The sequence below is a fragment of the Aequorivita sp. KMM 9714 genome, from assembly GCF_011065475.1.
Lineage (GTDB): Bacteria > Bacteroidota > Bacteroidia > Flavobacteriales > Flavobacteriaceae > Aequorivita > Aequorivita sinensis.
The window spans coordinates 401,455-423,101 of record NZ_JAAGRO010000002.1 but is presented as its reverse complement, the minus strand read 5'-3'; the positions used below and the strand labels follow the sequence as shown (position 1 = coordinate 423,101).

Genomic DNA, 21,647 nt, shown 5'->3' with positions numbered 1-21,647 from the left:
TCAATTCTTGGAACACCTTAATTCTTCATCTATTTTACTTATTCTCTGGAAACTTTGTCAATTCCATTAATCTTTTTAATGTTATCCATTAAGTTGTTAAGGATGGTTCTGTTTTTAACAATAACAATAATTTTCCCTGTGAAAACTCCATCGTCACTATCAAAATGAACACTCTTCATATCGATATTAAGGTTGTTTGAAATTACCTTGGTAACTTCATTTACAAGTCCAATTGTATCTATTCCACTAATGTTAAGAATAGCCTTGAATTCACGCTGAGTAGAATCCACCCATTTAGCAGGCATAATTCTGTAGCTATAATTACTCTGTAATTGTAAAGCGTTTGGGCAGGTGGTTTTATGCACCTTTATTCCATCGGTTACTGTAACGAATCCAAAAACATCATCCCCAGGAATCGGGTTACAACAATTAGCTATTTTGTAATCCAACTTGTCTTCGTTTTTTCCAAACACCAGCTGATCGAACTTTTCGGTAATTTCTTCTTTGTGGATATCTTCCGGCTTGTCTGGCTTTCTGATTTTATTTTTAAAGAAACTGATAAAGGCATTACTTCTGGATGAAGCAAAATCTTTCAACTTTTGGTTGTCGATAATTCCTGCTCCCACACGGTAATACAGGTCGAGGCTAGTTTTTACCTTAAAGAATACAACCATTTGATTGATGGTGTTTTCGTCAAGATTTATTTTTAATGATTTTAGCTTCCTCGTTAAAATTTCTTTTCCATCTGCAGCAATTTGTTTCTTTTCGTCTTTTAAAGAAGATTTAATTTTTGAACGCGCACGACCCGTGGTTGCATAGTTTAACCAGTTGGCAGTTGGTTTGGCATTTTCAGATGTAATTATTTCAACTTGATCCCCACTTTTCAGTTGATGACTTAGGGGAACTAATTTTCCATTCACTTTTGTACCACGAGTATGCATCCCGATTTCGGTGTGAATGTGAAAAGAAAAATCTAAAGCTGTTGCGCCCTTTGGAAGGGAGTATAAGTCTCCTTTTGGTGTGAAAACGAAAATCTCTTTTGCGTATAGATTTAGTTTGAATTCTTCAACAAAATCTACAGCGCTTATTTCTGAATTTTCTAAAGTATCTTGTAATTTATTTAGCCAATTCTCCAAACCACCATCGTCCTTCTCTTTGTTTTTGTATTTGTAGTGAGCTGCGAAACCTTTTTCAGCAATTTCATTCATACGCTCACTTCTAATTTGTACTTCTACCCAACGCCCTTTAGGCCCCATTACGGTAATGTGAAGGGCTTCGTATCCTGTTGATTTAGGTGAGGAAATCCAATCGCGCAAACGTATTGGATTAGGACGGAAATGATCAGTAACTATAGAATATATTTTCCAAGCTAAAAACTTTTCGTTTTCAGGTTTACTCTTGTAGATAATACGAACGGCAAACTTATCGTAAACCTCATCAAAAGTTACGTTTTGAGCCAGCATCTTCCTACGAATAGAGAAAATAGATTTTGGACGACCTTTAATGTCGTATTCTAATTCTTCAGCATCTAAGGAATTTTTTATAACATTATTAAAAGCATTGATATAAGCATCTTGCTCTTCTTTGCTTTCTTTAATTCTGCTTAAAATATCGGCGTAAACATCGGGTTCAGTAAACTTAAGACCTAAATCTTCGAGTTCTGTTTTAATGTTATAGAGTCCGATGCGATGTGCAAGAGGCGCGTATATATAAAGTGTTTCGGAAGCAATTTTACGCTGTTTATGCGGCGGCATGCTATCCATGGTTTGCATATTATGAAGCCTATCCGCGATTTTAATGATGATTACCCTAATGTCTTCATTTAGAGTAAGCAACATTTTACGGAAGTTTTCTGCTTGCATAGAAACATCTTCCGAAAGGGATATGTGGGCAATTTTTGTAAGTCCATCTACAATGCGAGCAACCACTTTGCCGAACATTTTTTCAATATCCTCAACAGTGTACTCGGTATCTTCCACAACATCGTGCAAAAGTGCTGCTGCGATAGAGGTGGCATCTAAACCAATCTCCGAGGCAACAATTTTTGCAACTGCAATAGGATGAAAAATATAAGCCTCACCACTTTTACGGCGTTGCTCTTTATGTGCATCTACAGCAAGGTCGAAAGCGCTGCGAATCAGTTTTTTATCTTCCTTGGTTAAGGTGCGATAACTGATTTTTAGCAACTCTTTATACTGCTTTGCAATTTCTTTTTTTTCTTCTTCTAAGTCTGCTTCTGTCATACATCTAAAAGTATTGAAAAGTATTTAAACGGGCAAAAAAAATAGGGGTTTGTGATGATTATAATTTGAGGATTAGTGTCAATAAAAATCGAAAAAATTGAATTGAAATTCTCCTCAAAATTACCCTTTAAATTAAACATAACAATATTAAAAACAAAGAGCCACTCAATATTGAGTGGCTCTAAATTTAAGATGTTATAGAAACTTAGTTTTTAATAACTCTATAGGTTCCAATTTGTCCTTTTACAGTAACTTCTAAGATGTAAGTTCCAGTGTTTAAACCTGCAAGGCTAATCTCTGAAGTAGTAGCATCTATGTTAGTGGATAATACCTTTTGACCTAACATATTGTAGATAGTTACAGACTCTATATTGTTTGCAGAGTTTAGTGAAAGCATATCTGATGTTGGGTTAGGGTAGAAGCTAAATCCAACAAGACTGTTTTCATTAACGCCTAATAAACCTACTTCAATGGTATAGTCTTCCGTTTGTCCGTAATTAGAGCCTGGATTACAAGAATCGATAGCATAATCGTTTGCAGTGCTTGTAAATCTTTTGATTACTCTCATTCTTGTTGCACCTGCTGTAACGCCCATAGGCACTACTATGTCACCAGTTGCTTGCTGTCCATCGTTACCGTTTGAATTGCTTATCGCACCAATTTCGTAACGCTCACTGTCGTTGTCTAAAACGCCATCTTGGTTCCAATCGATAAATACAGTGAAACTAGAAATAAATCCACCTGTGTGTCCTTCTAAGGCGATTGGGTAAGTTTCTCCTTCTGTCATATTACCTACAATTGAAGTAAAATCTTCGTGACCTGGAGAACCATCAACGGTATTATCAGTTCTATTGCTTATTCCAGCAACCTCAACCAAAGTAATTGGCTCTACCGCATATAGGTATTCAATTGGACCACAGTATGGGTCTGGGAAAGAACCTGCTGTTACGTTTATTGTGTAATCTTCAGCTTGTCCGTAGTTAGAACCAGGAGTACAAGAATCTATTGGATAATCAGATCCCGAGCTTGTAAACCTCTTGATTACTCTCATTCTAGTATTTCCTGCAGTAGCTCCTACAGGTACAGCAATACTTCCAACCGTTTGAATACCGTCATTTCCATTAGATTCAGAAATAACTCCAATATCATAACGCTCTCCTTCATTGTCTAAAATTCCATCTTGATTCCAATCAATAAATATTGTAAAGCTATTATCGTAGCCTCCTGTATTACCTTCTAATGCCACAACATAAGTTTCGCCTTCTGTCATTTCACCTACAATTGAAGTGAAATCCTCGTGTCCTGGCGATCCGTTTATAGTATTATCGGTTCTATTGCTAATTCCAGCAACTTCAACTAAAGTTATTGGTTCAATATCTAGATTGTATTCTAATGGGCCACAATATGGATCAGGGAAAGATAAAATGTCAACATTAATTGTATAATCTTCAACTTGCCCCCAAGCACTAGTAGTACAAGAGTCTACAGTATACTCAGAACCAAATTGCTTATGAACTCGCATTCTAGTAGGGCCAGGAGTTACTCCAGCAGGAACAGTAATTGTTCCAGTTGCTTGAATTCCGTCAGTTCCTGTTGAATTTTGTATAACACCAATTTCATAACGTTCATCATCGTTATCTAAAACACCATCTTGATCCCAGTCTATAAATACTGTGAAAGAGTTAGGGTAGTCTCCGTTAGTGTTTCCTTCTAAAGCGATAGAATAGCTTTGTTCTTCTTTCATTATACCTGTAATAGCAGTAAAGTTTTCGTGAGATGGTGAGCCATCTACAACTTCACTACTTCTGTGGCTAATAGTCGCTACTTCTACTAAAGTGATAGGTTCAACTGTGATATTGCTTACTTCGCAGTATGGTGCAGGGAAACTTCCACCTCCAACAATGTCTCCGTAAATTACGAAAGGAAAACCTTGTGGGGTACTTGTACCACTATCAAGGATAGATACCCAAGAACCACTTTGGTTTTGAAGCGCATTTCCTGTAGTAGGTTCGCCTAAAATTACAATAGGAGGAGCCCAAGGTCCAGACGAACCAGAGCCTTCAAAAGTATATTCTATCCAGTAAGTACCTGCTGAAAGTGATAGACCTGGTGTAAGAGCTTTTACTCTTTGAATTTGTCTACTTGTGTCGTTTGGTTCGGTTTCAGTAGTTCTGTTTGCATCAGCATAAGTAGCTACATCAATGATGTTTGTTGTAAGGTCTCCCCAAACAATGTTTGCTCCACCTGCACTTGGGTCTGCATCCCACACGCGTACATATACGGCAGTAACTGAAGGCGCAGTAGAACCAGTTTGGTATGCAAATACATCTATAGATGAAATTTCAACATCTTCGGCAAATATTACGTCATCGGCAATACTTGTACCATCAGTTAATTTGGCAGAAGAACCTAAAGTGTTCATTCCTAGAGTAACAGACTCTAAAAGACTGGAGTTTGGATTACCTGCTGTATTCCAATACGGACCATTATAATACAAGATGTCGTTAGGAGACAGATTACTGTAATGAGTTCCTGTGTATGGTACTGCAATATTGCTACTTCTTTGATCGCTGCTAACTGCACCGTTGTTTTCAGCTATAGCTGGAACTGTGCTATTGTAATAAGCGGCAGGTAGCTCTACTGTTGTGTTTTTGATTACTTTACTTTGGTTCTGAACTCTATTTTGGGCGAAGCCAATAGAACAGACCGAAAGAAAAGCTAATAGTGTAAGTTTTCTCATGATAAATTTTACGATTATTAGATTAGGGGTTGTTTTGAAAATCGCAAATATATCTTAAAATATTGTTAATGCAAATGGAATTTTGTTAAGGAAGAATGAGTATTTGCAAGGCTTTATGCGATTTTTATCAAATCGATTTATTTTGATGCTTTTTAATTGTCTTAAAATCAAAACCTTGTGGTGTTGAAAATGAAGTAGTTGAGGATTTGTAAAAAAAAATAAATAGAAATAAGTTTTTATTGAAAAAAATTAGAATGATTAATAAAAAAAGCCACTCATTTTAATGAGTGGCTTGATTGATTATTTAGTTTGGTATTAATTTTTAATAACCTTGTAAGTTCCAATCTGACCTGCAACAGTTACTTGCATTATGTAAGTTCCAGAGTTTAAATCTGAGATGTTAATATCAGAAGTAGTAGCACCTATTTTAACGTCTTTTACTTTTTGACCTAATAGGTTAAAAATAGAAACAGACTCTATATTGTTTATAGATTTTAATGATAGAGAACCTGAAGTTGGGTTAGGAGAAAAATTAAATCCAGCTAACTTATTGTCGTTTACACCAGCAACAACATCACCATAAATTAAAAATGGTAATCCTTGTGGAGTAAATGTACCGCTATCTTCAAGAGCTACCCAGCTGCTAATTGAAGCTTGGTATTGTATAGCGTTTCCAGTTGTTGTTTCACCTAAAATTGCAATTGGTGGAGCCCAAGGTCCAGAAGAACCTGTACCATCAAAAGTATATTCAATCCAGTAAGTTCCAGCAGCAAGAGAAAGTCCAGGTGTAAGTGCTATTACAGTTTGAATTTGTCTAGATGTATCCCCGATATTGGTTTCTGAATATCTGTTAGCTTCAGAGTAAATAGCTTCATCAATAATGTTTGTGGTTAAGTCTCCCCAAATTACACTACCACCAGCGCTTGGGTCACCATCGTATACTTGTAAGTAAACAGCATTAATTGAAGGAGCGCTAGAGCCTGTTTGGTAAGCAAACACTTCTATAGAGGTAATTTCAACAGGTTCTGGAAAGATTACGTCGTCAGCTACGCTATTTCCGCCGCTAAACTGAGCGCCAGATCCTAAGGTGTTCATTCCTAATGTAACAGATTCTAAAAGGCTAGCGTTTGGATTACCAGCGGTATTCCAATAAGGTCCGTTATCATATAACAAGCCGTTAGGGGCCATGTTGTTATAATAAGTTCCAGTAAACGGTATTGAAACATTGGTGTTTCTCGGGCCATTGTTTACAACACCTGCGTTTTCACCAACTGTGGTTGCACTATTGTTGTAATAGGCAGCAGGTAATTCTACAGTTTGAGCTTGGCTCAAACCGATTGCACAAAATGAAAAAAGTGCTAAAAAAGTAATTTTCTTCATAATAAGAGGGTTTTAAAGGGTTATTTAAGATTTTAGTTTAATCGTACTAAATGTATTCATAATTAATACATAAACAAATAGTAAATGTGTAATTTTTTAAGATATTATTTAAGGATATTTCATTTGTATTAATTTTCTTGAATAATAGCTTTTAGAAGAGGGTATGCACTTGATTATCAAAACATTGTAATTTTGCAGAATAAAATTTTGTGATTTACATATTGCTGTTTGATAAGTTATTGTTATAGGATTTAGGTGAGGAAGTTGGAAATACGAATCTGAATTGAGTAAAAATATGATGAAAATCGTGTGAAATCTGCTTGATATTGATTGAAATGATGAATCAATATTCCTTTTTAGGACGACTGAGTTGAATAAAAAATAGTGTTGACTAAAGAAAATGATTAAACACCATTTTAATTATTACTGTATAATAGAGTAGGTCTTACTAGTCGTTATTAATTTTTTTACTCCTGATTTTATCAGAAATGGCTAAACCTATTCCAGTTAAGACGAAGGGTGATAGTTTTAACTAAGAAATATAATTCCAAATATTTCGATACTTCACTAGTTGGGCATAGGTGCTTTTAATTGGTCTGTTTTCGTCGGAAGCGAGATTTGGATCTGCTTTCAATGTTTGTAAAGCGTAACTGCGGGCTATTTTTAAAATTTCGGAATCTTTTACAATATCTGCGATTCGAAGATTTAATACGCCACTTTGTTGTGTTCCCATCATATCTCCTGGGCCGCGAAGTTTTAAATCTACTTCGGCTATTTCAAAACCATCGCTGGTGCGAACCATAGTTTCGAGTCTTGTCTTAGCGTCGGCAGAGAGTTTATGGCCTGTCATTAATATGCAGTAACTCTGTTCGGCACCTCGGCCTACACGACCTCTTAATTGGTGTAACTGTGAAAGGCCAAAACGTTCGGCGCTTTCAATAATCATTACACTGGCATTTGGAACGTTTACACCAACTTCAATAACAGTTGTAGCAACCATGATTTGAGTTTCTCCTTTCACAAATCGGTTCATTTCATAATCTTTATCGGCTGGTTTCATCTGCCCATGAACTATAGAAATTTGATAATTTGGACCTGGGCCATTAGGTGGAAATTCACGAGAAATACTTTCATATCCATCCATCAAATCTTTGTAATCCATGCTCTCACTTTCTTGAATTAAAGGGTACACAATATACACCTGTCTGCCCTTCGAAATTTCCTCTCTAATAAAGTGAAAAACCTTCAGTCTATTTGCGTCAAAACGATGTACAGTTTTGATGTCTTTTCTACCGGGTGGAAGCTCATCAATTATACTAATATCTAGGTCGCCATAAACGCTCATTGCAAGGGTGCGTGGAATAGGGGTGGCGGTCATCACAAGTATGTGTGGAGGGTACTCATTTTTGTGCCATAATTTGCTTCGCTGTTCAACTCCAAAACGATGCTGTTCATCTACAATTGCAAGGCCTAAATTTTTGAATTTCACCTTATCTTCGAGTAGCGCATGGGTACCAATTAAGATGTCTATTTCTCCATTTTCAAGTTTTTCGTGAATCTCCCTTCTCTTTGAAGTTTTAGTTGAACCCGTAAGAAGTTCTATACTGGTATTCAGTTCTTTGCATATCTCAACTAACCCTTGATGGTGTTGGACTGACAAAATTTCAGTTGGAGCCATTAAACATGCTTGAAAACCATTGTCAAGTGCTATTAACATTGACATTAGCGCAACTATGGTCTTCCCGGAACCTACATCTCCTTGTAAAAGACGGTTCATTTGTGCATTGCTGCCTAAATCGTTGCGAATTTCTTTAATAACTCGCTTCTGAGCATTGGTTAAATCGAAGGGTAAATGTTCGTTAAAAAAGGTGGTAAAATTCTCTCCTATTCTATCAAAAGTATACCCCTTAATTTTAGATTTATGTACAAGGTTTTTTCGTACCAACTGAAGTTGAATATAGAATAATTCTTCAAACTTTAATCGATATTGAGCCCGTGCTAAATGGGCCTGACTTTTTGGGAAATGAACGTTCAAAAGTGCGTCCTTTTTTGACACTAATTTTAGCTGTTCTAAAAGGGGTGTTGAGAGGGTTTCAAAGAAGGCATTTTTACTCTCTAAAAACAGCTGTTGCATCAGTCCATTTATCACCTTATTTGTGATGCCACTATTACTTAATTTTTCAGTAGAAGGATAAACAGGTTGCATGGCAGATCGAATACTTTTTTCGTGTATTTCGAGCAATTCCATTTCTGGATGTGGCATTGAAAAGCTTCCATTGAAAAAATTCGTTTTACCAAAAATCACATAAGGAACATTGATTTTTAAATTCTCTCTAATCCATTTTACTCCTCTAAACCAAACCAACTCCATTTGTCCGGTTTCATCTCTAAAAGTTGCAACAAGTCTTTTTCCTCGTTTTTGCTCTACTGTTTTTATATGTGTGATTTTCCCAACAATCTGTACTTCTGCATTAGTTTGTTGTAATTGGGAGATTTTATAGTATTGCGTTCTGTCTAAATATCTATTAGGGAAAAGATTTAGCAAATCCTGAAATGTATGAACCCCTAGCTCTTTTTTAAGTAAAGTAGCACGATTAGGTCCAACGCCTTTTAAGTAATCTATAGGGGTTTGCAAGAAATTTGCATTCATAAAGCTCACTTGATATTATGGAGTAAAACTAAATTAAAATTAAGTTTTGAAAGCTATAATTATATATTTGTTGCTATATTTCAGCTAATTTAAACAATCTATTTAATCAAATACTCTAGAAATTATCATAAACAACCTAGGAAGAATGATTGAGTATTTCATCTTCCCTCAAAACCAATTAATCAATGAAAAAAATCTACCTTTTATTTCTCTTGGCAATCGCAATGCAGGTTTCAGCATTTGCACAAACCACATTGGAGCTTTCTACGAGGCTTACGGAGGATTATCCTTTGGAGATGCCTACCTTAAGAGCTTACCCAATATATCTGAATGCTGAAGTAGAAGAACCAGATAGCGTTACTGAAGTAAGCTTAACTATAAATGGTGAAGAGTTTCCTGCTGAAATAGAAACTGGATTTTATTACTATTTATGGGAGCCTAATAGTTATGGGAATCACGAAATAGTGATGACGGCAAAAACTGCTCAAGGTGAAGAAACAACCTTAACTCGTAATATAACTGTTACAAATACAGTAAATTCTCAAGTGGTAAGAAGCTTAGAAGATGTAGTAATTGAGTTTACAGGACAAAATGATAGATGGTACTATGGAACGCACACTTTTCCACAGTTTGTAGGTGCTTACAACGATATTAATGCTATTTTAGAAGTAGAATGCCCTAATATTCCAGGGGGATGTGATGATTGGGATAGATTGGCTTACATAGATATTAAAGCTCCAGACGGTAATTGGATTCAACTTATTCGATATATTACTCCGTATCGTGTAGCATGTGACCACGAACTTAACGTTACAGATTATATGTCGTTACTTCAAGGTGAAGTAGAAATTCGTGTGTTTATCGATACTTGGGGAACAGGTGGATGGCAACTTACTCTAGATGCTGAATATACTGCAGGTACGCCTCAATACGCATACAGCAATGTAGTAGAGGTGTGGGACGATGCCTATCCTTTTGGTGATCCTGCAAACTTACAACCTGTAGAGACTTTTAATGTAGAAATTCCTGCAGGAGTTCAATCTTCACATTTAAGAGTATCTAATACTGGACACGGTTGGGGAGGAAACAATACTTCTAATGCTGCAGAGTTTTTTAATGCTACGCACTATTTTGATATAAACGGAGAACAAACTTTTACACAAAACCTTTGGAATGCTTGTAACCCAAACCCTGATGGCTGTACAGGACAACAAGGAACTTGGAGTTATCCTCGTGCTGGATGGTGTCCAGGGGCAATTGCACCACCAGATATTTATGATTTAACTTCTTATATTGGTAGTTCTTTCGATTTGGATTACCGTTTCCATCCTACATATCAAGATTATTGTCATCCTAACAATCCAAACTGTGTTTCAGGGCAAACTTGTGCAGATTGTAACGATGGATATAACCCACATTACTACGTAGATACCCATATTATAAATAAGAGTAACCACCCGATGGTTTATGGAAATACTTTAGGAATCAATGTCGTAGATAATACTCAGGTTTACGATGTGAGTGTTTATCCAAACCCATCTAAAGGTGTATTTCAAATTAATACATCTTACCCAGAATCTACTACAAGATTAACGGTAAATACAATAGAAGGGAAAACAGTAAAAGCGTATTACTTTAAGACTCTTGCAGAACTTAAAAACTTTACGTTTGATGTTACTAGTCTTTCGAGTGGAGTTTATTTCATAAATCTCGAAAATAGTTACGGAACAGGAGTAAAAAGAATTATTTTAGAATAGAATTTTAATTCTCACACTTTTAAAAAGGTTATTTTTGAATATCAAGAATAACCTTTTTTTATGCTTTATTTTTTGAATTTTAACTCCACCAATTTCTCACAAAGATTTTTGTTTTTACTATTTTCTGTGATTGCAGCTACCTTTAGGTTGCAAGCACAGCAGACCGATGTTGTGGATTTTATGAAGATTGATGCTTTAATTGAAGCAGATGTTGTTACCAAGAAAGTATCGGGGAAATTTACTGCGACGTTTAATGTTTTAAAAACAACAGATTCCATTTTTATGGATGCTGTAAATATTCAAATTAATGAAGTTGTAACTGAAGAATTCAAAATTGCATCTAATGAGAAGAAAGTTTGGTTTGTTGGTAATTTCAAAAAAGGAAATACTTACATAGCAGATTTTTATTATGAGATGAAACCCAAACAAACTCTTTATTTTTTTGGGAATGAGATTTGGACACAAGGTCAAGGGAAATACACTTCGCATTGGTTGCCCAGTATAGACGATGTAAACGATAAGATTGAATTCGATTTAAAAATTAAAGCTCCTAAAAACAAAACTGTAATTGCAAATGGGAGACTAATAGAAATTGATAATTCAGAAAATCGAAATAGCTGGAGGTTCGATATGAAAGAGCCAATGTCTAGCTATTTAGTAGCCTTTGCAATTGGAGATTACAATAAGATGGAGCTAGTTTCAGATTCTGGAGTTCCAATTGAATTGTACTATAAACCGAACGACTCACTAAAAGTTGAACCCACATATCGATACAGCAAACAGATATTCGACTTTCTTGAAAATGAAATAGGGGTGTCATACCCTTGGCAAAACTACAAGCAAGTTCCCGTACGAGATTTTTTATATGCAGGCATGGAAAACACCACTGCTACATTTTTTTCAGAAGCATTTATTGTTGATGAAATTGGGTTTGCCGATAGAAATTACGTAAACGTTAACGCTCACGAATTAGCACATCAGTGGTTTGGAAACTTGGTTACCGCAACGGCAGATAAACATCACTGGTTGCAGGAAGGTTTTGCAACTTATTACGCGCTGTTAGCAGAAAGAGATGTTTTTGGCGAAGATTATTATTACTGGCAATTGTATCAAACTGCCGAGCAATTAAAAGCAATGAGTGATGAAGGTAAGGGAGAATCGCTATTAAACCCTAAGGCAAGTTCACTTACTTTTTATCAAAAAGGTGCGTGGGCATTGCATATTTTACGTGAACGAATAGGGGATGAACCATTTAAACTGGCCGTAAAAAACTATCTCGAAAAGTATAAATTCAAAAATGTAGCTACCGAAGATTTTTTAAATGAAGTGAAAATGGTTTCTGAAGTTGATATTACGGCATTCGAATCGCACTGGCTGCAACAAACAGCTTTTCAAAGTGAAGATGCGTACCAAGCTTTACTTAAATCACCTTTTATAAAAAAGTACTTTGAAGTTTCTGCGTTACGTGTGATGCCTTTTTCAGAGAAAAAAAATCAGTTGAGAACCGCACTTACTTTTCCAAACGATTTTATTGGGCAAGAAGCTGTTTATCAGCTGATGGATGAACCTATTTCGGAAATGGTTCAACTTTATAAAAGAGCTTTTGAAAGCAATAACATCTACGTAAGACAAGCAATTGCACTATCGTTACAAACAATTCCAAATGAACTTCAAAAAGAGTATGAAGGACTTTTAAATGATGTTTCTTATGTAACCAAAGAGGCTGCTTTATATCAATTATGGATGCAGTTTCCAGACAAAAGAGAAGAATATTTGAATAGAACGAAAGGCGTAATTGGATTTCAGAATAAAAATGTAAGGCAATTATGGCTAGCTTTAGCATTAATAACGGAAGGATATAATACTTCTGAAAAGCTTGATTATTTAAATGAATTGAAGAGCTATAGTGCTACAGTCTATAGTTTTGAAATTCGCGAAAAAGCGTTTGAATATATTAATGAATTACAACTTTGGGATATTGAAACGCTCGAAAATTTGGCTGAAGCCTGTGTTCATCCCACTTGGCGCTTTTCAAAATCTTCTAAAATGTTGATGAAAACTGTAGTGGAAAGCAAATCGTTTAATAACGAATTAAAAAGTATAGAAGCAAATATCTCGAAAGAAGCTGCTGAATACTTGAAAACATTAAAGATATAAAATGAGAGCATTAGTTATTTCGGGAGGAGGAAGTAAAGGAGCATTTGCTGGAGGTGTTGCACAATACCTTATGGACGAACTTCACGAAGAATACGATCTTTTTGTCGGAACCTCTACCGGTAGCCTACTAATTTCACATTTAGCATTAGATAAAGTAGATAAAATTAGAGATGTTTTTACTTCTGTTAATCAAAATAGCATCTTCAACAGTTGCCCATTTATCATAAAAAAAGACAAACTAGGAGGGAAGCAGATAGCTATAGATCATTACACGGTTTTAAAAAATTTTATAAAAGGAAAGAAAACTTTTGGAGAAAGTTTAAATCTGCGTAAACTCATTGAAAAAACTTTTACCGAAGATGAGTTTCACATATTGAAAGCTTCATCTAAAGATGTGGTTGTTACCGTTTCCAACCTTTCACTTAATCAGGTTGAATATAAGTCTATATCCGATTTTGATTACAAAGATTTTTTAGATTGGATTTGGATTTCGTCAAACTTCACACCTTTTATGAGTCTTGTGAAAAAGAATGGCTGTGAATATGCAGATGGTGGCTTTGGGAGTATGGTGCCTATTGAAGAAGCTATAAATCGAGGAGCTAAAACTATAGATGTTATAATTCTTGAAACCGAGGTGACCTACTATAACCGATTACCTTCAAAGAATGTTTTTTCGCTTCTTACCAACATGCACACTTTTATGGCGGATAGAATTGAAAAACAAAACATCCGCATAGGGAAGTTTGTAGCTGCTAATAAAGGGGTGATTATTAATATTTATTATACGCCAACAGTGTTAACAACCAACTCCTTAATCTTTGAAAAAGACAAAATGGCTAGCTGGTGGAAACACGGCTATGAGTACGCTCATCACAAAAATGAAGCATTAAGTGAGCTCCGTACTAAAGACAATTAAGCAATATAGAGTCTTACTTTTCAAATTTCAAAATACAATGGGGGAAACCCCCTAATCTTTAAGTGTATTCCCCAATTTTTATGGTTAATGCAATTGTAGTTGTTTATAAATCAATATAATTGAGTTATATTCACTAATCGTATTAAAATCATCTTTTTACATAACCATAACCAAATTTATTATGAAATCAATTTTGAATTATCGTTTATCCTTATTTTGTATTTTTTGCTTCTCATTATTTAGCTGCCACGAAGGCACAACGACTACTGAACCCCCTTATGAAGGACCCCCTAAAGGACATATAATTACTGTAGAACGTGCTCAGGAAATGTATGACTCTTATTCTCAACGACGAGTTTCAATTATAAAAAAATACGAAGACAGTATTAAACCTACACCAGAATCATTTGGGGCAACACGATATGCAGAATTCGACCTAGCAACTATTAAACAATATATAGCTTTTATCGAACACGAAGCTAATAGAGCTAAGGTGGACGTAAGTACTTTGCGATTTTACTTGTCTAACTATCCAAATAGCAATAAATATCCAAACGGTGATGCTGTAAAATACCCAAGACAAAACAGCATTTTTGTTGTTCCAACTATGGACCACAATGGAAAAAACGTAGGTTTTTCAATAGAAGAATTAGAAGGTAAATATACAGCTGTGCCTATCAGAAAAAGGGATGGCGGTAATAATGATAAAAATGGAGTAGTGAATGAAGCTAGTTTTTTATCTTCAAATACTACTACACTTCAAGTAAATACCACTAGTTTAATACTTAATGACGGAACAATAATGCCCCCACCAATACTTGGGTCCGACGACTTTGGAGACAATAACTAATTTAATTTAAGTTTTGTGGAGGCAGTAGTAAAACCCCTTGAATATATATTCTTGACTTTATACTTGGTTGTATTTGTCATCTCTTTAATTCGTTTCCCGCTTTATAAAGATTCCCCTCTAAAATATTTTCCGTTAATTTTATTATTTACGGTAATTACAGAGTTTTTAGGGGGGTATATCAGAGATTTTATCGGCACGTCGAATTTGATAATCTTTAATATTTATTACCTTTTTTACTTCACCTTATTTCATTATGTGTTTCTAAAAGTTATTGAAGAAGCGTGTTTTAAGAAGTATATAAAGGTGGGGATAGTTTTATTTTGGGTGTTTTATATTCGAGATTTAATATTAGTAGATATTTTTAATTATTCCTTTATTGCCTCCTATATAGTGGGTGCAGGAGTATTAATCTTCTGTATAATTCTATACTATATAAGTGTTTTACAATCTTCATTGGTTTTAGTAATCAAAAACGATTTGTTATTTTGGGTAAGCGTCGGCTTGTTTTTGTTTTATATAGGATATCTTCCTATAAAAATTATGAGAACATTGTTTTTTGACCTTACAAATTTTTATTTAATCTTACTTATCATTCAGTTTTCACTTATTATTGTGATGTATTTGTTTTTTCTTATCGGATTTATATGGATGAAAAAGAGATAATCGTACTAATGGCAATTGCGATACCTGTGACTTTGGTTATCATAGTTATTGTGCTCTTTAGTGTGTTTTCTAACAGAAAAAATAAATTACTTAAACAACAAGAAGAAGCAAAAAAGTCATTTGAGCGCGAATTAGCTGAGTCGCAAATTGAAATGCGAGAAGAAACATTAAGAAACATTAGCTGGGAATTACACGACAACATTGGCCAGCTAATGACCTTAGCTAAAATACAATCTCAGTTAGCTGTAGATAAACCTGAGTTATTACCAGAGGTCTCCGATACTATTGGCCAAGGAATTAACGAACTCAGATCACTTTCAAAATTAATAAACCCGGAAGCATTAAAAAGCTTGAGTTTAGTAGAAGCTATTACTCTTGAAATAGAACGATTTAATAGATTGAAATTCATAACTTCAACTTTAGAAGTAAATGGAGAAGTAGTTCCTTTAGAAAGTAACATACAAGTTATCTTATTTAGAATACTACAAGAATTCTTTTCCAACACAATAAAACATTCTAAGGCTTCTAATTTAACCGTAACGCTCGATTATACAGATAACCAATTGACAATTTGTGCAAAAGACGACGGTATTGGGTTTGATGATAACGATGTGTTTTTAGGTATCGGTCTAAAAAACATGAAAACTCGTGCTAAACTTATTAATTCAACTTTATCCATTAATTCGGAAAGAGAACAAGGGACTACTTTGCATTTAAATTATAACTTTACATAATTTAAGTTTATAAGTGTAATTCTTAATTCCAAAATTTATGAAGTATTCGGTTGTAGTAGTAGATGATCATTATTTGCTTTCTCAAGCCATAGGAGGAATGGTTCAGGGGTTTGAGAAGTTTGATGTGCTTTACTTATGTAAAAATGGGCAGGAATTATTAGATAAACTAAAAGACCCGAGTAATATCCCAGATATAGTTTTGATGGATATTAAAATGCCTATTTTGAATGGTATTGAAACCACAGAAATTATTAATAAGGAATATCCTAATCTAAAAGTTCTAGCGCTTTCTATTGAAGAAGATGAATATACTATATTAAAAATGTTGCGTGCTGGTGCGCGTGGATATCTATTAAAAGACACCAAAAAAGAAATTCTTGAAGAAGCTCTAACAAAAGTAATTGAAGTAGGTAGCTACTACACAAATAACGTTTCTAAAATCCTTACAGGTTCACTCGAAAATGATGTGAAAACTGAAATTAAAGATAGAGAGCTCGAGTTTATTAAATTAGCTTGTACCGAAATGAACTATAGAGAAATTGCAGATATTATGTGCTGCAGTTACAAAACAGTAGAAGGGTATCGAGATTCTCTGTATAGAAAATTAGGAATTAAAAATAGAATAGGACTTGTGCTTTTTGCAATTCACCACAATCTATTTACACCTTAAAATAGTTCAGATACCTCTTTTTTAACGTATCCCATTGCTTTTTGTGAAGGAGAAACTTCTTCCATAAATTGCTGTAGTAAATATTCTCTCATTTTATCTACATCTCCATCCTTCACGTGCATATTTCCTTGTCTAATAATGTTTATAGTAGCGTTTTTAGCCGCTTTTACAACATTCCAGCATTCAACACTTACGTAAACTTGCTGCGTTAAATTATGGTCAAATTCTTGCTCAATATTCTGAACTAATAGCTTCTCATATTCATCCTTAGCATCCGAAAATGGCTTTACACGTACAAGCAACTTATTTAGATCTATACGCTCTAAAAACAAAGTAAGGCGTTCGTAAGCTTGTAAACGTAGTGGTAATACCTGCTTTTGAGCTTCCTTTTGAATTAAATACCTGCGCCTTCCTTCTTCATTGGCAGTATGTCCTTTAAAAAAATAATAAGCCACAACACCTACTACAGCAGCAGGGAGTAAATAGGCAAAATAACTAATAATTTGAGTTGCTTCGTTCATAGTGTTTTTTTAATCAGAACAAACTTAATCGTTTTATGAAAATTGACAAGAGATATAATGTTATAAAAATGACTCAGTTTTTACTTTTTTTAAATATATAAATATTGATTAAACTTGTTAAAACAAATATTATGAGATATCTATTAATAACTCTTACAATTTGCATTGGGCTAATGCTAGGTTGTAATTCGAAAAATAATAGTAAAACTGAAGATGTAACTTCTGAAGAAACAATAGCAGAAGAGCAGAATTCAAACTCTGAAACTCAAGAATTTGTTGAAGAAGCAAATCATATAGAATATGATCCATCTGAAACATTGTACTTTAGTCACGCTTTTATCTATAAATATACCGATGAAGATGAATCGAATGAACTTTGGCTATATTATAATCCCGAAAATGGACAATTGCTATATGTGCCAGAAGATGAAATGATAGATTTTGTTATAAGTGATCCTGATGGTAATTATTACTTCTTTGGAAATGACGGTCACGGCAATGATATGGTAGATGCTCAATTTGTTGAATGGGTTGCCAATCCTGAGTTTTATGATGAAAATGAAAATTATCCAGTTTCAGACCAATACGTAAAGCTGATCCCTACAGGCAAGAAAAAAGTACTAAATGAATACTTTAAAATAGATGGAAAGGAGATTATATCAGAAGAGTATAAATGGGAGTTTACTAAAATGAAAGGTGAGCAGTCTACTTTTATCACGAATGTAATTCCAATTAATTTTTATCAGGTTTATGGATTTAATAAATTAGAAGGTGATATATCGCTGCCTTACCCTTATTTTGATTTCGTTGGAATATTTGGTAAAAATCAAACCATAACTGAATTTAAATCTGGAACAACAAAAATAGAACTACTATCTTATGAGTACAACACTTATTTTGTTGAAGCTGCCAAATATCAATATGTTGAACAACTGCCAAACGGAGATTGGCAAGAGAAAGCTTTACCTCTTTTAAAACCTAAAAAATAATAGGTAATTAAGAATACTGAAAGCGACACTCGTATTTCTCTAGAAATATTTATTAATCACAAACTAAGTACCCTCCTCAAGAGGTTACTTATTTTTGTTTATAATTTGACTAATAATTTCGGGTTTAAAAAGCTTATAATGGCTAATTTCACACTTTGAAAAAAAGCAAAATTTTGGAAAAGTATTTAGAACAACTTAATGATGCTCAACGTGCGCCAGTACTGCAAAAAGACGGAGCGATGATTGTAATAGCAGGTGCTGGATCTGGAAAAACTCGAGTGCTTACATTTCGAATTGCGTATTTGATGTCGCAGGGAGTGGATCCATTCAATATATTAGCACTAACGTTTACCAATAAGGCCGCTCGCGAGATGAAAGGCCGTATTTCTAGTATTGTTGGAAGTAGTGAAGCTAAAAATCTGTGGATGGGGACTTTCCATAGTATATTCGCAAAAATTCTTCGTTTTGAAGCTGATAAACTTGGCTACCCTTCAAACTTCACAATTTATGATACACAAGACTCCCAAAGTGTGATTCGATCTGTGATTAAAGAAATGAGTTTGGATAAGGATGTCTATAAGTACAAACAAGTTTACTCACGCATCTCTTCTTATAAAAACAGTCTGATTACCGTAAAAGCCTATTTCAATAATCCAGAACTAATGGAGGCTGATGCTATGGCTAAAATGCCTCGATTGGGAGATATTTATAAATCATACGTTGATAAATGCTTTAAAGCAGGAGCAATGGATTTTGACGATTTATTGCTGAAAACAAATGAGCTATTAACCCGCTTTCCAGATGTATTGGCTAAATATCAAAACCGATTCCGCTACATACTTGTAGATGAGTATCAAGATACAAACCACAGCCAGTATTTAATTGTTAGAGCGCTTTCAGATAAATTCCAAAACATTTGCGTAGTAGGGGATGACGCACAGAGTATTTATGCATTCCGTGGCGCGAACATCAACAATATTCTGAATTTCCAGAAAGATTATGACGATGTAAAAGTATATCGACTAGAGCAAAACTATCGTTCTACAAAAAATATAGTAAACGCTGCCAATAGTGTAATTGAAAAAAACAAAACCCGTCTAGATAAAGAAGTTTGGACAGATAATGTAGAAGGAAATAAAATTCTTGTAAATAGAACGATGACAGATGGTGATGAAGGCCGATTTGTTGCAAGTTCGATTTTCGAAAACAAAATGAACCATCAGTTAAAAGAAGGGGATTTTGCAGTTTTATATAGAACAAACGCTCAGAGCCGTGCGATTGAAGATGCTCTCCGTAAAAAAGATATTCCTTATAGAATTTATGGCGGATTGAGTTTCTACCAAAGAAAAGAAATTAAAGATGTTCTGTCGTATTTAAGATTGGTTCTCAACCCAAAGGATGAAGAAGCGCTTAAACGAGTAATAAATTATCCTGCTAGAGGAATTGGAGGAACTACGATGGATCGTTTAATTATTGCTTCAAATCATTACAATCGTTCGATTTTTGAAGTGATGAAAAACATCGATAAAATCGATTTAAAAATTAATTCTGGAACAAAATCTAAGTTGTTAGACTTTGTGGCTTTAATTGAGAGCTTCCAAGTTTTAAACCACAATTACGATGCTTTCACTATTACCGAGCATGTAATTAAAAAAACAGGTTTATATCAAGAATTAAAGAAAGACGGTACACCAGAAGGAATTGCTCGAATTGAAAATATTGAGGAATTGCTAAACGGTATGCGTGATTTTGTGGAGGAGCAAAAAGAAATTGCCGATGCTACAGGTTCGCTTTCAGAATTTATGGAAGATGTAGCGCTAGCTACTGATTTAGATAACGACAAGGGCGACGACGACCGAGTAGCACTTATGACGGTGCATTTGGCCAAAGGACTAGAATTCCCTTATGTTTATATCGTTGGGATGGAAGAGGATTTATTTCCTAGCGGAATGAATATGAATTCTCGTAGCGAACTAGAAGAAGAACGACGTTTGTTTTACGTAGCGCTAACAAGAGCCGAAAAACAAGCTTATCTTACCTATACACAATCTCGCTATCGATGGGGGAAATTGATTGATGCAGAACCAAGTAGATTTATAGAAGAAATTGATGAAAGCTATTTGGAATACTTAACTCCAATCACTGAAAATCGATACAAACCTCTATTAAATGCAGATATTTTTGATGAGGTAGATCATAGTAAACTTCGACTTAGAAAGCCTACTGCAGGTAAACCACCTACAGGTCCTACAGAAGAACAATTACGAAAATTGCGTAGGCTAAAGCCTGTTACAAGTGATACAAATAAAAATTTTAGCGCTGAAGATGCAAACCTAAGTATTGGAACTATGGTTGAGCATGTTCGTTTTGGAAAAGGGAAAATTTTAAAAATTGAAGGTGTTGGTGCCGATACTAAAGCCGAAATAAACTTTGATAATGGAGGCCTTAAAAAACTACTTTTACGTTTTGCCAAGCTTAAGGTTTTAGATTAATTATTCTGAAACCTTAAGGTAAGTATTTATGTAGCTGCTTATTTGTTCAATCATATTTTCAATGTCACTTTGTGCCCAATCGCCATGGCCACCGTTATAGACGGTAAAGTTATGGTCTATTTCTGCAATATTTAATGCAGTGTTTAAGGTTTCACCGTTTGATAAGGGTACAATTGAGTCTGTATTTCCATAAAACAATAGCGTAGGACTAGAAGCGTTAGAAACCTGTAATGCAGGGCTTAATACTTCTGAGTAATTTGTTTCAAGAGGGTATGCAGTTTCATCTACTAATGCAGCCAAGAGAAAGGGAAAATTCGGATTCGAACTGTAAAATTCATCTGTAAAATCTGTTGGTCCTACGATATCCGCAATCATCTTTACTTGATTATCTGAGTCATAAACATAATCGTACATAAGTGAGATATGTGCCCCAGCACTAGCCCCAATAAGTGCAAATTCAGGTAAGATTTGTAAGGCTTCCTTTTCTGATGTTAACTTATTTATTACTTCATCAATGTTTAAAAACTGATTTGGAAACGCAGGAGTGTTGATGTCAGCCAACACATAATTAATATTTACTATTGCGTGATTTGGATGTCGTTGCTTTATCTGCGGAATCAAGAAATCCATATCTGCTTTATCTCCTTCAACCCAACCGCCACCGTGAACCAAAACAATTACTTTTGTTTTATCTTCCGAACGATTTGCTGGAAGGTAAAGATCGTATTTTTGTTGTGTATGGCTACCATAAGATACATTTAGTAAAACCTGCTCATCTTGTGATAGTTCAGGGCTGTTATCATTGTCTTTAGAACAGGAAACAATGGCAAGTAGAAGTAAAGAAAACAGTAAAAAGAAAAAGTTCTTTTTCATAAAATTAGGTTT

Annotated in this window: 14 protein-coding genes; 8 read left to right on the top strand and 6 right to left on the bottom strand. The window is 34.7% G+C overall.

The window, feature by feature from the left end; translation table 11 throughout:
- Positions 1–38: 38 nt before the first annotated feature.
- From G3A46_RS08170 to recG, 4 genes are all read right to left on the bottom strand, one after another.
- Positions 39–2,243 carry a RelA/SpoT family protein gene (locus G3A46_RS08170; RefSeq protein WP_165148608.1) on the bottom strand — a complete coding sequence of 735 codons (2,205 nt, stop codon included), beginning with the start codon at positions 2,241–2,243 and terminating at the stop codon, positions 39–41.
- Between the two features lie 205 nt (positions 2,244–2,448).
- Complete coding sequence (locus G3A46_RS08165; RefSeq protein WP_165148605.1) at positions 2,449–4,983, bottom strand: GEVED domain-containing protein; 2,535 nt, start codon at positions 4,981–4,983, stop codon at positions 2,449–2,451.
- A 315-nt stretch (positions 4,984–5,298) separates the two neighbouring features.
- Positions 5,299–6,363 (bottom strand): T9SS type A sorting domain-containing protein, encoded by a 1,065-nt coding sequence (locus tag G3A46_RS08160; protein WP_165148602.1) that lies wholly within the window; start codon positions 6,361–6,363, stop codon positions 5,299–5,301.
- A gap of 532 nt (positions 6,364–6,895) precedes the next feature.
- Positions 6,896–9,013 carry an ATP-dependent DNA helicase RecG gene (gene recG / locus G3A46_RS08155; RefSeq protein WP_165148599.1) on the bottom strand — a complete coding sequence of 706 codons (2,118 nt, stop codon included), beginning with the start codon at positions 9,011–9,013 and terminating at the stop codon, positions 6,896–6,898.
- 185 nt (positions 9,014–9,198) lie between these two features.
- Between recG and G3A46_RS08150 the strand changes: the two genes are divergently transcribed.
- From G3A46_RS08150 to G3A46_RS08125, 6 genes are all read left to right on the top strand, one after another.
- Positions 9,199–10,770: a peptide-N-glycosidase F-related protein gene (locus G3A46_RS08150; protein WP_165148596.1), complete on the top strand. Its 1,572-nt coding sequence runs from the start codon at positions 9,199–9,201 to the stop codon at positions 10,768–10,770.
- Between the two features lie 108 nt (positions 10,771–10,878).
- The gene (locus G3A46_RS08145; protein ID WP_241836868.1) at positions 10,879–12,927 is read left to right on the top strand and encodes a M1 family metallopeptidase; all 2,049 of its coding nucleotides are present in this window, start codon (positions 10,879–10,881) and stop codon (positions 12,925–12,927) included.
- Position 12,928: 1 nt separating this feature from the next.
- Entirely contained in the window at positions 12,929–13,843 is a 915-nt protein-coding gene (locus tag G3A46_RS08140; protein WP_165148590.1) for a patatin-like phospholipase family protein, read from the top strand.
- Positions 13,844–14,024: 181 nt separating this feature from the next.
- Positions 14,025–14,693 carry a hypothetical protein gene (locus G3A46_RS08135; RefSeq protein ID WP_165148587.1) on the top strand — a complete coding sequence of 223 codons (669 nt, stop codon included), beginning with the start codon at positions 14,025–14,027 and terminating at the stop codon, positions 14,691–14,693.
- A 644-nt stretch (positions 14,694–15,337) separates the two neighbouring features.
- Positions 15,338–16,090 (top strand): sensor histidine kinase, encoded by a 753-nt coding sequence (locus G3A46_RS08130; RefSeq protein WP_241836867.1) that lies wholly within the window; start codon positions 15,338–15,340, stop codon positions 16,088–16,090.
- 37 nt (positions 16,091–16,127) lie between these two features.
- Positions 16,128–16,760, top strand: coding sequence for a response regulator transcription factor (locus tag G3A46_RS08125; RefSeq protein WP_165148584.1), 633 nt, complete (start codon positions 16,128–16,130; stop codon positions 16,758–16,760).
- Here the strand turns inward: G3A46_RS08125 and G3A46_RS08120 are convergent.
- Complete coding sequence (locus tag G3A46_RS08120; protein WP_165148581.1) at positions 16,757–17,281, bottom strand: hypothetical protein; 525 nt, start codon at positions 17,279–17,281, stop codon at positions 16,757–16,759. The genes G3A46_RS08125 and G3A46_RS08120 overlap by 4 nt on opposite strands.
- A gap of 131 nt (positions 17,282–17,412) precedes the next feature.
- On the opposite strand from G3A46_RS08120, the gene G3A46_RS08115 reads away from it, so the two are divergent.
- Both G3A46_RS08115 and G3A46_RS08110 read left to right on the top strand, forming a co-directional pair.
- Positions 17,413–18,270, top strand: a complete 858-nt coding sequence (locus tag G3A46_RS08115) for a hypothetical protein (RefSeq protein WP_165148578.1) — start codon at positions 17,413–17,415, stop codon at positions 18,268–18,270.
- A gap of 173 nt (positions 18,271–18,443) precedes the next feature.
- Positions 18,444–20,762, top strand: coding sequence for a UvrD-helicase domain-containing protein (locus G3A46_RS08110; RefSeq protein ID WP_165148935.1), 2,319 nt, complete (start codon positions 18,444–18,446; stop codon positions 20,760–20,762).
- On the opposite strand, the gene G3A46_RS08105 is transcribed toward G3A46_RS08110, so the two are convergent.
- Positions 20,763–21,635 carry an alpha/beta hydrolase gene (locus tag G3A46_RS08105; protein WP_165148575.1) on the bottom strand — a complete coding sequence of 291 codons (873 nt, stop codon included), beginning with the start codon at positions 21,633–21,635 and terminating at the stop codon, positions 20,763–20,765.
- Positions 21,636–21,647: the final 12 nt, after the last annotated feature.